The following is a 12,978-nucleotide window of genomic DNA, read 5'->3' on the forward strand; positions in this document are numbered from 1 at the left end:
CGGCCGTTTTCCAACCCGATTGGCAGAAAACGGTACGGGTGTTGCAGGGCTTGAATGGGGCCACTGTCACCCACCAGGAATACGGCGAAGGGCTCCCCGGCCCCGAACCAAAGACTTCGGCATGGAAGCGGCGCGATGAGCTCCCTTCCTCCTGTCCCGAAGTTGTTATGCCAGGCCCAGGCCTGCTGTAAGTGCTTCAGGACGGAACGGTGGGCACCGTGATGGTGCCCAAATAAATATAGAATGTGGAGACACCCCCTCATGCAAACCGACACAACTCGCGAGAACCCGCAGGGCTCCGTGCCGCAGGCCGCTGATTCGAACCTGGATCTGTCCGCCACTGCACCTGGCCAACTGCGCGTGATCAAGCGTAACGGCACTGTCGTTCCTTATACCGATGACAAAATCACCGTCGCCATCACCAAAGCGTTTCTTGCAGTTGAAGGCGGCACCGCTGCCGCTTCGTCGCGCATCCACGACACCGTTGCACGCCTGACCGAACAGGTCACCGCGACCTTCAAGCGTCGCATGCCATCGGGCGGCACTATCCACATCGAAGAAATCCAGGACCAGGTAGAACTGGCCCTGATGCGTGCCGGCGAGCAAAAAGTGGCCCGCGACTACGTGATCTACCGTGATTCGCGCGCCAAGGAGCGTGCCGTACGTTCCCCGGCCGAAGAAGCCGCCGTACAAGCGCACCCGTCGATCCGCATCACCCTGGCCGACGGCAGCTTTGCCCCGCTGGACCTGGGCCGCCTGAACACGATCATCACCGAGGCCTGCGAAGGCCTGGAAGAAGTCGACGGTGACCTGATCCAGCGCGAAACCCTGAAGAACCTGTACGACGGCGTGGCCCTGACCGACGTCAACACCGCCCTGGTAATGACCGCCCGTACCCTGGTCGAGCGTGAGCCGAACTACTCGTTCGTGACCGCCCGCCTGCTGATGGACACCCTGCGTGCCGAAGGCCTGGGCTTCCTGAAAGTCGCCGACAGCGCCACTCACCACGAGATGGCCGACCTGTACGCCAAGGCCCTGCCGGCCTACATCGCCAAAGGTATCGAATTCGAATTGCTGAACCCGATCCTGGCCACTTTCGACCTGGAAAAACTCGGCAAGGCGATCAACCACGAGCGTGACCAGCAGTTCACCTACCTGGGCCTGCAAACCCTGTACGACCGTTACTTCATCCACAAGGACGGTATCCGCTTCGAACTGCCGCAAGTGTTCTTCATGCGCGTGGCCATGGGCCTGGCGATCGAAGAGAAGAACAAAGAAGACCGTGCCATCGAGTTCTACAACCTGCTGTCGTCCTTCGACTACATGTCGTCGACCCCGACCCTGTTCAACGCCGGCACCCTGCGTCCACAGCTGTCGAGCTGCTACCTGACCACCGTGCCGGATGACCTGTCGGGCATCTACCACGCGATCCACGACAACGCCATGCTGTCCAAATTCGCCGGCGGCCTGGGCAACGACTGGACACCGGTGCGTGCACTGGGTTCGTACATCAAGGGCACCAACGGCAAGTCCCAGGGCGTCGTACCGTTCCTGAAAGTGGTAAACGACACCGCCGTTGCCGTGAACCAGGGTGGCAAGCGCAAAGGCGCTGTATGTGCCTACCTGGAAACCTGGCACATGGACATTGAAGAGTTCATCGAGCTGCGCAAGAACACCGGTGATGACCGTCGTCGTACCCACGACATGAACACCGCCAACTGGATCCCTGACCTGTTCATGAAGCGCGTCTTCGATGACGGCAAGTGGACCCTGTTCTCGCCATCCGAAGTGCCGGACCTGCACGACCTGACCGGCAAGGCCTTCGAAGAGCGCTACGAGTACTACGAAGCCCTCACCGAGTACCCAGGCAAGGTCAAGCTGTTCAAGACCATCCAGGCCAAAGACCTGTGGCGCAAAATGCTGTCCATGCTGTTCGAAACCGGCCACCCATGGTTGACCTTCAAGGACCCATGCAACCTGCGCAGCCCGCAGCAGCACGTGGGCGTGGTCCACAGCTCGAACCTGTGCACCGAGATCACCTTGAACACCAACAAGGACGAGATCGCTGTTTGCAACCTGGGCTCGATCAACCTGCCGAACCACATCGTCAACGGCAAGCTGGACACCGTAAAGCTTGCACGCACCGTCAACACCGCCGTACGCATGCTCGATAACGTGATCGACATCAACTACTACTCGGTGCCACAGGCGCAGAACTCCAACTTCAAGCACCGTCCGGTTGGCCTGGGGATCATGGGCTTCCAGGACGCGCTGTACCTGCAGCACATCCCTTACGGTTCCGATGCAGCGGTCGAGTTCGCCGACAAGTCCATGGAAGCGGTCAGCTACTACGCGATCCAGGCTTCCTGCGACCTGGCCGACGAGCGCGGCGCCTACGAGACGTTCCAGGGTTCGCTGTGGTCCAAGGGCATCCTGCCGCTGGATTCGCAACAGATCCTGATCGAAGCCCGTGGCCAGAAGTACATCGACGTCGACCTGAACGAAACCCTGGACTGGGCCCCGGTACGTGCCCGTGTGCAGAAGGGTATTCGTAACTCCAACATCATGGCCATCGCACCGACCGCCACCATCGCCAACATCACTGGCGTCTCGCAGTCGATCGAACCGACCTACCAGAACCTGTATGTGAAATCGAACCTGTCGGGCGAATTCACCGTGATCAACCCGTACCTGGTTCGCGATCTGAAGGCCCGTGGCCTGTGGGACTCGGTCATGATCAACGACCTGAAGTACTACGACGGTTCCGTGCAGCAGATCGAGCGCATCCCGCAAGAACTCAAAGAGCTCTACGCGACCGCCTTCGAAGTGGACACCAAGTGGATCGTTGACGCCGCCAGCCGTCGTCAGAAGTGGATCGACCAGGCCCAGTCCCTGAACCTGTACATCGCCGGCGCTTCGGGCAAGAAGCTGGACGTGACCTACCGCATGGCGTGGTACCGTGGCCTGAAAACCACTTACTACCTCCGTGCCCTGGCCGCCACCAGCACCGAGAAGTCGACCATCAACACCGGCAAGCTGAACGCAGTGTCCAGCGGCAACCACGGTGATGACTCGGTACTCGCAGCGCCAGCCGGCCCGGCACCTGTGCCAAAGGCCTGCGCGATTGACGAGCCGGATTGCGAAGCTTGCCAATAAGCTGAACCTGCCCTGGGTTTAACCACCCGAGGCAGAAAAGCCCCCGATACACCTAGGGTGTATCGGGGGCTTTTTCTTGGGCGGGCATAAAGCCCTTGTTGCTGTATTGCTGTTCGGTCAATACCTGGATGGGCAGCGTGAAGCAGATGCAAATGTGGGAGGGGGCTTGCCCCCGATAGGGTGTCAGTCAATGGATACTTGGCTGATACACCGCTATCGGGGGCAAGCCCCCTCCCACATTTTAAAGCGCTAACCTATCAGGTCATCTGAATGATGGTCTGCATAATGGTGCTTTGGGTGGAGATGGTCTTGGCGTTCGCCTGGTAGTTGCTCTGGGCCTTGATCAGGTCCACCAGCTCGTTGGTCAAGTTGACGTTGGAGTTCTCCAGGGAGCTGGCCTTGATCGACCCCAGAGTGCCAGATTCCGGTGCGTCGTAGCCCGGCTGGCCCGACGCGTAGGTCTCTTTCCAGGTCGTACCGCCGGCGGGCTGCAGGCCCTGCTCGTTGTTGAAGCTGGCCAGGGAAATCTGGCCGATGGCCTTGCTCTGCTGGTTACTGAAGGTGGCGAAGAGCACGCCGCTGCCATCGATCTTCAGGCCGGTGATCTGGCCGGTGGCGTAACCATCTGTGACCGGCGGGTTACGGTAGCTGGCCGAGTTGTACTGGGTGACAGTGCCCATGTTGATGGCGATGCCATCCTTGTTAGCCGTCGCATCGTTAGCCTTCCATACGCCATCGGTCACCGTGCCAGGTACCCAATCCTTGATGGTCAAGGTGTTACCGGCAACACCGCCGGTCACGATGCTCTTGAGGTTACCAGCACCATCGAAGCTCAACGTCGACGGCACAGGCGCCTTCATGTCAGCACCGGTACCGGTAGGAGCCGAACCATCAGGATTGCGGCCATCGATCAAGGTGTAGGCCTGCCACTGGTTGGCATCGGTTTTGACCAGGTACTGCACCATCGGGTGCGCATTGCCCTGGGAGTCGTACAAGGTGGTGCTGTATTGCGTGGTGAAGCTTTCGGACTTGGTCGGATCAAACGGGTTCTTGGACTGATCGATCACCGGCGACGAGGAGTTCAGGTTGCTGGAAGAGTCCACTTTGGTAGACGCCTTCGGCGGCAGGTTCGCCAGGTTCAGCTGCAGGTCAACCAGGCCGCCTTTGGTGATTTTGCCATTCTCGTCCGCGGCATAGCCTTGCAGGCGCGAGGTGCCGGTATTGTTGGTGATATAGCCGTCTTTGTCCGCACGGAAAGCACCGCTACGGGTGTATTCCAGCGAACCGTCGCTGCCCTTTTGCACGAAGAAGCCACCACCCTGGATCGCCATGTCGAGGATACCGCCACTCCCGTTGACGTCGCCCTGGGTGAACTGCTGGGAAACCGCCGCCAGGTTCACACCGTTGCCGATGCTGTTCTGGCCGGTGCCCAGCTTGGAGGCCGCGTAGATATCCGCGAATTCCGCACGGGATGACTTGAAGCCAGTGGTCGCGACGTTGGCGATGTTGTTGCCGGTCACGTCCAGTTGTTTGTTGGCCGCATAGAGGCCGCTAAGGCCGATGTTAAAAGACATGTTTCTCTCCTCTGCCGTATTTAGCCGGCTCTATGTACCGATAGTCTGAATTTGCGACAGCTTGACGCTGCCCATGCCGCCTGCAAGGTTGAGCAGCATTTCGCCGCCGGTCTTGCTCAGGGTCACGCTGGTGACCGTGGCTGGTAGCGAGGTGGTCAGGGCCACCGCGTCACCTTTGTCGTTCTTGGTGGAGGCATTGAAGGTGTAGGTGCCGGCTGGGGCGACCTCACCCTTGTCGTTCTTGCCGTCCCAGATAAAGCTCTGGCTGCCGGCACTCTGCGCGCCCATATCCACGGTGCGTACGACGTTGCCGTCCTTGTCGGTGATCTTGACGGACACGTTGCCCACCGCCGATGGCACCGCCACTGAACCGTTCATGCTCTTGCTGGTATCCACCATGGCTTTGTCGGTCTGGATAATGATCGACCGCCCCACCAGCGACGAAGCCTGCAGCGCTTGAGAAGAGCTGAAGTTGCTGGAGATGTTGTTCACCGAGTCGTTCAGGGTGTTGATGCCTTCCAGGCTGCTGAACTGGGCAAGCTGGGCCACGAACGCGCCGTTGTCCTGGGGCGACAGCGGGTTCTGGTTTTTCAGCTGGGTCACCAGCAACTGCAGGAATGCGTCCTTGCCCAACGCCTGGTTACCCGTGGCAGCTTTGGAAACATTCGAGACATTGTTCGAAGCGTCCTTGACCTTGGAGTTGAACAGGTCCTGGACAGCCGTGTTGTTTGAGGTATCAACGATGGCCATTATTTGGCGCCCCTTATCACTGACCCAGGGTCAGGACCTTCTGCATCATGGTTTTGGCGGTGTTCATCATTTCCGCGTTGGTCTGGAACGAGCGGCTGGCGGAAATCATGTCAGCCATTTCCTCGACCACGTTGACGTTGGGGTAGTAGACGTAACCCTTTTCGTTCGCGGCAGGATGGTTGGGCTCGTAACGGGCCTCCAGGTTGCTCTGGTCTTCGACCACGCCCAACACCTGCACGCCGGAGCCGGCTGCGTCCTGATTCTGGAACAGCGACTCGCTGCCGCCTGCCTGGCCACCCTGGAACATGGTGGCGAATACCGGATGGCGGGCGCGATAGGTCTGGTCAATGCTCGAGGAGACGGTCTCGGCGTTGGCGATGTTACTGGCGACGGTGTTCAAACGCGTGGTCTGCGCGCTCATGCCACTGCCGGCAATATTGAAAACACTGGACAGGGACATGGCTTACTCTCCGCGCAGGGCTGACATCAGCCCTTTGAATTTGCTGTTGAGCAGGGTGAAGCTGGCCTGGAAGTTCACCGAGTTTTCGGCGTAGTTCGATTGCTCCAACTGGGCGTCAACGGTGTTCTGGTCGATCGACGGCTGCATCGGCGTGCGATACAGCAGCGACTCGTCACCATTGCCCAGGCCTTGCGCTTCGATATGACGGCTATTGGTCATGTTCAAGGCGAAGGTGCCGTTCTTGGTCTTGTCCTGTTGTGCGGCGAGCACGGCGGAGAAGTCTAGGTCCCGAGCTTTGTAGTTCGGGGTGTCGGCGTTGGCGATGTTGTTGGCCAGGACTTCGGCACGCTGGGCGCGGAAGCCCAGGGCTTGTTCGTGGATACCGAGCGCTTTATCGAAGCTGATGCTCATGGCGGAAACCTTTAGGCTGACCTGCTGTTCGTTAGCAGGGTTATAGCAAGGTGTATGCCAAACTTGCGAAAGCCCCGTATATAAAGGGTTTCGAGGGGAGTTGCCGGCGACTATGCCAGAAAAGCGGCAAGCGATTTCCGCGTAGTGCCAGTAAAGCGGCAATGGGCAGTTGCCGCTTTACGCCAGCTTGCCGAGAAAACAAATGTGGGAGCTGGCTTGCCTGCGATGGCGGAGTGCCTGCCGACCTATTCGTCGACTGACAAAACGCTATCGCGGGCAAGCCCGGCTCCCACAGTTTTATTGCATAAACCCAGGCTACTTGGCCTGGTAGATGATGCCCGGACTGCATTGCACCATCTGGAAGTGATCCGGCAGGCCGTTCAATGCCTCGGAGGCACCGAGGAACAGATAACCTCCACGCTTGAGCGTGCCATGGATACGCAACAGGATGTCTTTCTTCACTTCAGCGGAGAAATAGATCAGCACATTGCGGCAGAACACCATGTCGAACTTGCCCAGGCTGGCATAGCTGTCGAGCAGGTTGAACGAGCGGAATTCGACGCGGTTCTTGATCGGCGCCTTGATCGCCCAACGCCCCGCCCCTTTGGGATCGAAGTAACGTTGAAGGCGCTCCTGGGACAAGCCTCGGCCCAACGCCAGGCTGTCGTACTCACCGGTCTTGCAGTTGGTGAGCATAGTGCCGGACAAGTCCGTGGCCACAATTTGCGCGCCGGCTTTCAACTGGCCCATGTTGGTCCGCTCGAACTCGTCGATGGACATCGAGATCGAGTACGGTTCCTGCCCCGAGGAACAGGCCGCCGACCAGATGCGCAGGCGCTGGCCCGGGCTGGCCTTGATGGCTTCCGGCAAGACTTTGTTCTTGAGCACTTCAAAGGGATAGGTATCGCGAAACCACAAGGTTTCGTTGGTGGTCATGGCGTCGACCACCATTTCCTTGAGCCCACTGCGCGGCTGCCCCTGGATCCGCTGGACCAACTCACCCAGGGACTTGATGCCCTGCTGTTCCATCAGCTTGTTGAGACGGCTGGATACCAGGTACTGCTTGTTTTCACCGAGCAATATGCCACAGGCTTTTTCCAGGAAGACCCGGAACTGTTCGAAATCCAAATTACCCGTAGACAATGATGCCGCCTCTTAAATCGTGTGACCGCCGGGGGAAATCCCCTAGCCGTGATCTGCTGCCTTGATCCGGTCGACTACCCGGGATGCGAGGTCATCAGGACGGAACTTGGCCAGAAAGTCATCCGCACCGACCTTCTTGACCATTGCCTGATTGAATACCCCCGACAACGAAGTATGCAGGATGATATGCAACTTTTGCATGCGTGGATCGTTACGTATTTCGGCCGTGAGCGTGTAGCCATCCATTTCCGGCATCTCGATGTCAGAGATCATCATCAAGAATTCTTCTTCAGGCCTCTTACCTTCGTCTGCCAGCTTGCGCAGGTAATCCAAGGCCTGGCGGCCATCATTGAGGGCTACCACCTCAACCCCGACCGTTTGCAGGCAACGCGTGACCTGCTTGCGCGCCACAGAAGAGTCGTCCACGGTCAACACACGCAGCGAAACCGCCTTGTGTGCCGTTTCGGCATCCACCACCCCGACGGAAATGGTTTCCGAGGTGGGGGCCACTTCGGCGAGGATCTTCTCCACGTCGATGATTTCCACCAACTGGTTATCGACCCGCGTCACCGCCGTCAGGTAGTGATCGCGCCCCGTGCCCTTGGGCGGCGGATGGATCTCTTCCCAGTTCATATTGACGATGCGCTCCACCGAGCGCACCAGGAAACCCTGGGTCTTGGTGTTGTATTCGGTGATGATCACGAAGGGGTTCTGGCGGTCTTGCAAACCCGCGGCCCCCGTGGCCATGGCCAGGTCAAGAATCGGAATGGTCGCGCCACGGATGTTGGCCACGCCGCACACCACTGGACTGGACTTGGGCATGATCGTCAACTTGGGACATTGCAGCACTTCACGCACTTTAAACACGTTGATGCCATACAACTGTTTGCCATCCAGGCGGAAAAGCAACAACTCCAGGCGATTCTGCCCTACCAGCTGTGTGCGCTGGTTTACTGAATCCATTACACCTGCCATGCCCAGACTCCTAAATCCTAGGGGTACGACGCGTACCCAACACTAAACGGCACGAGCTTTGCTATTTAATGAGTATGGATATTAAAACGACAGTTTCCCGACACCCTGGCCGCTCACGCTACCGTAGACTGCTCTGCGCCGCGATGGCACTGCTTGTCTCGGGCCTGGGCGTCACGGCCCGTGCCGACAACGTCACCCTGCCTGATCTACTTATCGGCGTCACCCAAGGCTTTCTTGAGTTCACTGTAGAAGATTATCTGGCGACTACCCAGACGCCGGGGCGTTATGAAATTCAGGTCAACCAGTTGGACCCTCGCTTGCGCATGCCAATGTGCGACAAGGAATTGACAGCCACTCTGGAAAGCCCCGCCCAGCCCATCGGTCGTGTGACCGTAAAGGTACGCTGTGAGGGCGCCTCGCCCTGGACGGTTTTCGTACCAGCTCAGGTCAAGCTGTATCGCGATGTGGTGGTAGTGGCGCGACCGTTGAAGCGCACGGGCATCATCGGCTACGACGACGTGGCGTTGCGCGAGCGGGATATAAGCTTGATCAACCAGGGCTACCTGACGTCGCTGGACCAGGCCGTCGGGCAGAAACTCACGCGGCCAGTGGTCACCGACCAAGTCCTCACGCTGGTTCATCTGGAACAGGCCGAGGTGATTCGCAAGGGTGACCAGGTGGTAATTTCCGCCAGCAGCGGCGGCCTGAACGTCAGGATGCCGGGCGAGGCGCTGTCAAATGGCGGTGTGAGCGAACAGATCCGCGTCAAGAACCTCAACTCCAATCGCGTGATCAAGGCGCGGGTCACGGCACCAGGCCAGGTCGAGGTGGCGCTATAGATGACTGGAATCAAATGCCAGCTTTTCCTACACTGTGTGCTGGATATTGAGCCGAACAGGTTTATTGTCAATCGAGCCTAAAGTTTGCCCGGGTATGGCCGAAAACATGGCAAGCGTCCAAATACCCAGAGGTTTTTCAACATGGTCATTGATTTCAGTCGTTTGAATAACGCCCCGGCTTTGCCCGGCAATACGCGCACCGGCGGTACCAAGGACAGCGTAGAGGCCAAGCCGCAGCCCTTGCCTGCCAAAGCAGAACAGGCCGCCGCCAGCCAGAGTGGGGAATCGGTACACCTGAGCAATGAGGCTCAACAGTTGCAGAAGGTCACTGACTCGCTGCGCGATCAACCCGTCGTCAATAAAGCCCGCGTGGCCGAGTTGAAACAGGCTATCGCCGATGGCAGCTATAAAGTCGACAGCAACCGTGTAGCCAGCAAGCTGCTCAACTTCGAAGCCGAGCGCTAGGCAAAAGCCTGCGCAGGGCTTTTGGACGCTTAAAACCCAAGGCCAGCCATGCACCACGACGAACATTTGCTCCAACTGATCATTGATGATCTGGCGCCGACGCAACAATTGCTCGAGCTGCTCAAGGAAGAATCCCTGGCCTTGTACGGCCGGGATATGCCCTTGCTGGAAGAAATCCTGGCGCGCAAACAGTCCCTGATTGTCTTGCTCGAACAGCACGGCAAGAAACGCAGCGAGATTCTGATCAGCCTGGGCCTGCCCGCCGATCATGATGGCCTGGCACAACTGGCCAGCCACTCCTCAGTCGGCGATCAACTGCTGGCACAAAGCAAAGAACTCAATCATTTGCTCGCCCAGTGCCAGGAAGCCAACCTGCTCAACGGTCAGTCGATCCAGCTTCAGCAAGCCACCACCGCCAATCAGTTGCGCATATTGCACGGCGGAGAACCTCCGGCCCTGTATAACGCCCAAGGCTCCACCTCACGCCTGATCAAACCAAGCACCCGCAGCCAAGCCTGACGCCGGTTTACAGCGCGACCTATCCAAGGCGCGCTACATACTGGCAAAATGCCGGTTCTTGCGTGTAGTCGTATTTTGCCTGGAGATGGAAGAACCGTGTTCAACGCCCTTAATGCGGAAGATGCACCGCAGCCACCCAAGGTGCTCACCACGCCTCTGGAAATCGCCAGCACGTTGCGGATGCTGCAAGAAAGCCATGACCCGCTGATCATCACTTTCCACGAACGTAGCCAGCGCTTCCAGAGCTACCTGGTGGACATCGACCGGGACAGCAAGACGCTGGTACTGGACGAAATGATTCCCCGCGACGGTGAACGCTATCTTGAGAATGGCGAAGCCTTCCGTATCGAAGGCTTCCATGAGGGCGTCCGGGTTGCCTGGGAAAGCAACGGCACCTTGACCATCAGCGAGAAAGGCGGCCACCGCATCTACAGCGGCAGCCTGCCCGGCGAAGTGGTTTACCATCAAAGACGCAATGCCTTCCGCGCCGCACTGAAACTCGCGCAATTGGTGGATATTCAGTTAGGTGGCGAGAAGCTCAAGGCCCCTGTCAGCGGTAAGCTGTTGGATATCTCGGCAACCGGCTGCAAATTGCGCTTTGAAGGCGACATCTCTGAGCGTCTGCAGTTAGGCCAGGTCTATGATCGCTTTATCGCCGCCCTGCCCTTCGGCAGCATGTCCACCTCCGTGGAACTGCGCTATCTACACTTCGAAGACAAGATCAACACCACCTTTGCCGGCGTGCGCTTTCATAACATGAGTGGCTTGGTGCAGCGACAAGTGGAACGCTTTGTCTACCAATTACAGCGTGAAGCTCGGCGCTTCGATAAAGACGACGATCTTTAAGCGTTAGACGCTGAGATAAAAAACGGGCAGATCCTGATGGGATCTGCCCGTTTTTTCGTTCAGGGGCGTGCCCTGCTCAAGTCATGGGGATGTTCGTCCGGGTCTGGTGGCTCGTGCGGCTCTTCGCTCGTCGGCTCATCGGTTTCAGCGGCAGGCTCTGGATCGGGCACAGTGACTTGCATCTGATCCTGTACCACCTGCTCATCCACCCGCGGGTCAAGGGCAGCCACCAAAGGCGAACTGGACATGCTGTCGGGCATCGCCACGTGATGCAGCGGCGCGTCATCGACCTGATGCAGGTTGGTCACCGCCTTGGGGCGAATGCGCCACACCAGGATCAATGCACACAGGCTGAAAAACGCATAGAGCATCTGGCTGCCGAATAGCTTCATTACCACACCGGCCAACAGCGGCCCCACGCTGGCGCCGATCCCGTAGGTCACCAGCAACATGGCCGTCAGCGATACCCGACGATCGCCTTCCACATGGTCGTTGGAAAAGGCTACAGCCAAAGGGTAAAGGCAGAACTGCACCAGCGAACAGAAGAAGCCTGCCACGAACAACACTTCCAGCGGAACCTGCGTCATGATTGCCAACGGCAAGGCCGTCACCGCCAGGCACAAGGCGAAGCAGCGAATCAGCAGCGCGCGGTCATAGCGGTCTGACAACCAGCCCAGTGGCCACTGCACGACCAATCCAGCAAAAATGCAGCTACCCATGAACAGGCCGACTTGCTCGGTCGTCAGGCCCTGCTGAGAGGCGTACAGCGGTGCCAAGCCGTAGAACGAACCGACGATCAACCCAGCGCCTAACACGGTGCTGAGCGACTGCGGCACACGCTTGATAAAGAAGCGCGGCTCCATCGGGGCCGGGTGCAGTGGGGCCGGGTGAATGCGTCGGGTCATCGCCACAGGGACCAGGCACAGCGCAAAGCACAGCGCCACGAGCATCAACAGTTCAAGCCCGAGATGGGGGTGCATGACCAGGATCAATTGGCCCAGCACCAACCCAAGGTAGGACGCAATCATGTAGCCGCTGAACACTACGCCGCGCTGCTTGGCATCCGCCTGCTCGTTGAGCCAACTCTCGATGACCATGTACTGGCACATCATCCCCAGGCCCACGATCATCCGCAGCACGATCCAGGCTGGCAGCCAATCAATCAAACCGTGCCCCAGCACCGCTGCACCGACGATGCCCGCGCAGGTGGCGTAGGCGCGAATATGCCCGACCCGGGCGATGAGTCGGTGTCCGAGCTTGCCGCCCAGCACCAAGCCAAAATAGTTGGCGGCCATCAGCGCACCGACCCACAGGCTGTCGACATTGTCTGCTGCCAGACGCAAAGCCAGATAAGTACTAAGTAGGCCGGAGCCGATCAGCATCATCAAAGAGGCGAAATAAAGGGCTCGAAAAGATTTCCAGATCTGGCGCATCGGCGTTCCGAGCGGCTCCTTGCGGTGAGGGGTAGGGCTATCAGCATGATAGTCCGGGGCGGTTGAATCCGGACAGGCAGCAGGGCCTGTTCCCGGCGATTATTTTGTTTCACAGCTCAGACGCTACGCGGGTGTCTGTGAGGTACATAACCGTGGAGATAAATACATGGCGCACCACCTGTGAACCTTGATAACACGCAAGGTTCGACTGGTATTCGGGTATCTGTACAAAAGGTTTCAATGGAACGCTATGCAGGCTTTGGAAGTTGGCGTGCTTTTAGAGCGCCCAAAACAAAACCCCAACTGCTTTCGCAATTGGGGTTTTGGAATTTAATCTTGACGATGACCTACTCTCACATGGGGAAACCCCACACTACCATCGGCGATGCATCGTTTCACTGCTGAGT

12 protein-coding genes are annotated in these 12,978 nt (G+C 58.4%); 5 read left to right on the forward strand and 7 right to left on the reverse strand.

All coding sequences use genetic code 11. From position 1 onward, the window contains the following. The first annotated feature begins 261 nt into the window (after positions 1 to 261). Positions 262 to 3,156, forward strand: a complete 2,895-nt coding sequence (locus tag GIV26_RS22790) for a ribonucleoside-diphosphate reductase subunit alpha (RefSeq protein WP_003193565.1) — start codon at positions 262 to 264, stop codon at positions 3,154 to 3,156. Between the two features lie 257 nt (positions 3,157 to 3,413). Here GIV26_RS22790 and flgE read toward each other — a convergent pair whose 3' ends face one another. The 6 genes from flgE to GIV26_RS22820 all read right to left on the reverse strand — a co-directional run bounded on the left by flgE (position 3,414) and on the right by GIV26_RS22820 (position 8,469). Then, a complete protein-coding gene (flgE, locus tag GIV26_RS22795) occupies positions 3,414 to 4,730 on the reverse strand; it encodes a flagellar hook protein FlgE (protein ID WP_236282310.1) in 1,317 nt (438 codons plus the stop codon). Between the two features lie 30 nt (positions 4,731 to 4,760). Further along, a complete protein-coding gene (flgD, locus tag GIV26_RS22800) occupies positions 4,761 to 5,480 on the reverse strand; it encodes a flagellar hook assembly protein FlgD (RefSeq protein WP_034128455.1) in 720 nt (239 codons plus the stop codon). A 16-nt stretch (positions 5,481 to 5,496) separates the two neighbouring features. Next, entirely contained in the window at positions 5,497 to 5,940 is a 444-nt protein-coding gene (gene flgC / locus GIV26_RS22805; RefSeq protein WP_032895649.1) for a flagellar basal body rod protein FlgC, read from the reverse strand. A 3-nt stretch (positions 5,941 to 5,943) separates the two neighbouring features. Then, positions 5,944 to 6,351, reverse strand: coding sequence for a flagellar basal body rod protein FlgB (gene flgB, locus GIV26_RS22810; protein ID WP_034120825.1), 408 nt, complete (start codon positions 6,349 to 6,351; stop codon positions 5,944 to 5,946). Positions 6,352 to 6,666: 315 nt separating this feature from the next. After that, entirely contained in the window at positions 6,667 to 7,494 is an 828-nt protein-coding gene (gene cheR, locus GIV26_RS22815) for a protein-glutamate O-methyltransferase CheR (RefSeq protein ID WP_014719581.1), read from the reverse strand. A gap of 42 nt (positions 7,495 to 7,536) precedes the next feature. After that, the gene (locus GIV26_RS22820; RefSeq protein ID WP_034128456.1) at positions 7,537 to 8,469 is read right to left on the reverse strand and encodes a chemotaxis protein CheV; all 933 of its coding nucleotides are present in this window, start codon (positions 8,467 to 8,469) and stop codon (positions 7,537 to 7,539) included. Between the two features lie 74 nt (positions 8,470 to 8,543). Here GIV26_RS22820 and flgA point away from each other — a divergent pair, with 74 nt between their 5' ends. The 4 genes from flgA to GIV26_RS22840 all read left to right on the forward strand — a co-directional run bounded on the left by flgA (position 8,544) and on the right by GIV26_RS22840 (position 11,138). Next, a complete protein-coding gene (flgA, locus tag GIV26_RS22825) occupies positions 8,544 to 9,308 on the forward strand; it encodes a flagellar basal body P-ring formation chaperone FlgA (RefSeq protein WP_236282320.1) in 765 nt (254 codons plus the stop codon). Between the two features lie 141 nt (positions 9,309 to 9,449). Beyond that, on the forward strand, positions 9,450 to 9,773 hold the full coding sequence (gene flgM / locus GIV26_RS22830) for a flagellar biosynthesis anti-sigma factor FlgM (protein ID WP_034128458.1): 324 nt from the start codon (positions 9,450 to 9,452) through the stop codon (positions 9,771 to 9,773). A gap of 48 nt (positions 9,774 to 9,821) precedes the next feature. Beyond that, positions 9,822 to 10,292: a flagella synthesis protein FlgN gene (locus GIV26_RS22835; protein WP_034128459.1), complete on the forward strand. Its 471-nt coding sequence runs from the start codon at positions 9,822 to 9,824 to the stop codon at positions 10,290 to 10,292. Between the two features lie 96 nt (positions 10,293 to 10,388). Next, positions 10,389 to 11,138 carry a flagellar brake protein gene (locus tag GIV26_RS22840; protein WP_034128460.1) on the forward strand — a complete coding sequence of 250 codons (750 nt, stop codon included), beginning with the start codon at positions 10,389 to 10,391 and terminating at the stop codon, positions 11,136 to 11,138. A gap of 59 nt (positions 11,139 to 11,197) precedes the next feature. Here the strand turns inward: GIV26_RS22840 and GIV26_RS22845 are convergent, their stop codons facing one another. Beyond that, positions 11,198 to 12,571 (reverse strand): MFS transporter, encoded by a 1,374-nt coding sequence (locus GIV26_RS22845; RefSeq protein ID WP_236282311.1) that lies wholly within the window; start codon positions 12,569 to 12,571, stop codon positions 11,198 to 11,200. Positions 12,572 to 12,978: the final 407 nt, after the last annotated feature.

This window comes from Pseudomonas sp. PA-1-3F (assembly GCF_021609665.1).
GTDB lineage: Bacteria > Pseudomonadota > Gammaproteobacteria > Pseudomonadales > Pseudomonadaceae > Aquipseudomonas > Aquipseudomonas paracarnis.

Excerpts from the sequence above, each read along its gene's own strand:
- GIV26_RS22790 (WP_003193565.1), top strand. The coding sequence starts at position 262 with ATGCAAACCGACACAACTCGCGAGAACCCGCAGGGCTCCGTGCCGCAG.
- flgE (WP_236282310.1), bottom strand. The coding sequence starts at position 4,730 with ATGTCTTTTAACATCGGCCTTAGCGGCCTCTATGCGGCCAACAAACAA.
- flgD (WP_034128455.1), bottom strand. The coding sequence starts at position 5,480 with ATGGCCATCGTTGATACCTCAAACAACACGGCTGTCCAGGACCTGTTC.
- flgC (WP_032895649.1), bottom strand. The coding sequence starts at position 5,940 with ATGTCCCTGTCCAGTGTTTTCAATATTGCCGGCAGTGGCATGAGCGCG.
- flgB (WP_034120825.1), bottom strand. The coding sequence starts at position 6,351 with ATGAGCATCAGCTTCGATAAAGCGCTCGGTATCCACGAACAAGCCCTG.
- GIV26_RS22820 (WP_034128456.1), bottom strand. The coding sequence starts at position 8,469 with ATGGCAGGTGTAATGGATTCAGTAAACCAGCGCACACAGCTGGTAGGG.
- flgA (WP_236282320.1), top strand. The coding sequence starts at position 8,544 with ATGGATATTAAAACGACAGTTTCCCGACACCCTGGCCGCTCACGCTAC.
- flgM (WP_034128458.1), top strand. The coding sequence starts at position 9,450 with ATGGTCATTGATTTCAGTCGTTTGAATAACGCCCCGGCTTTGCCCGGC.
- GIV26_RS22835 (WP_034128459.1), top strand. The coding sequence starts at position 9,822 with ATGCACCACGACGAACATTTGCTCCAACTGATCATTGATGATCTGGCG.
- GIV26_RS22845 (WP_236282311.1), bottom strand. The coding sequence starts at position 12,571 with ATGCGCCAGATCTGGAAATCTTTTCGAGCCCTTTATTTCGCCTCTTTG.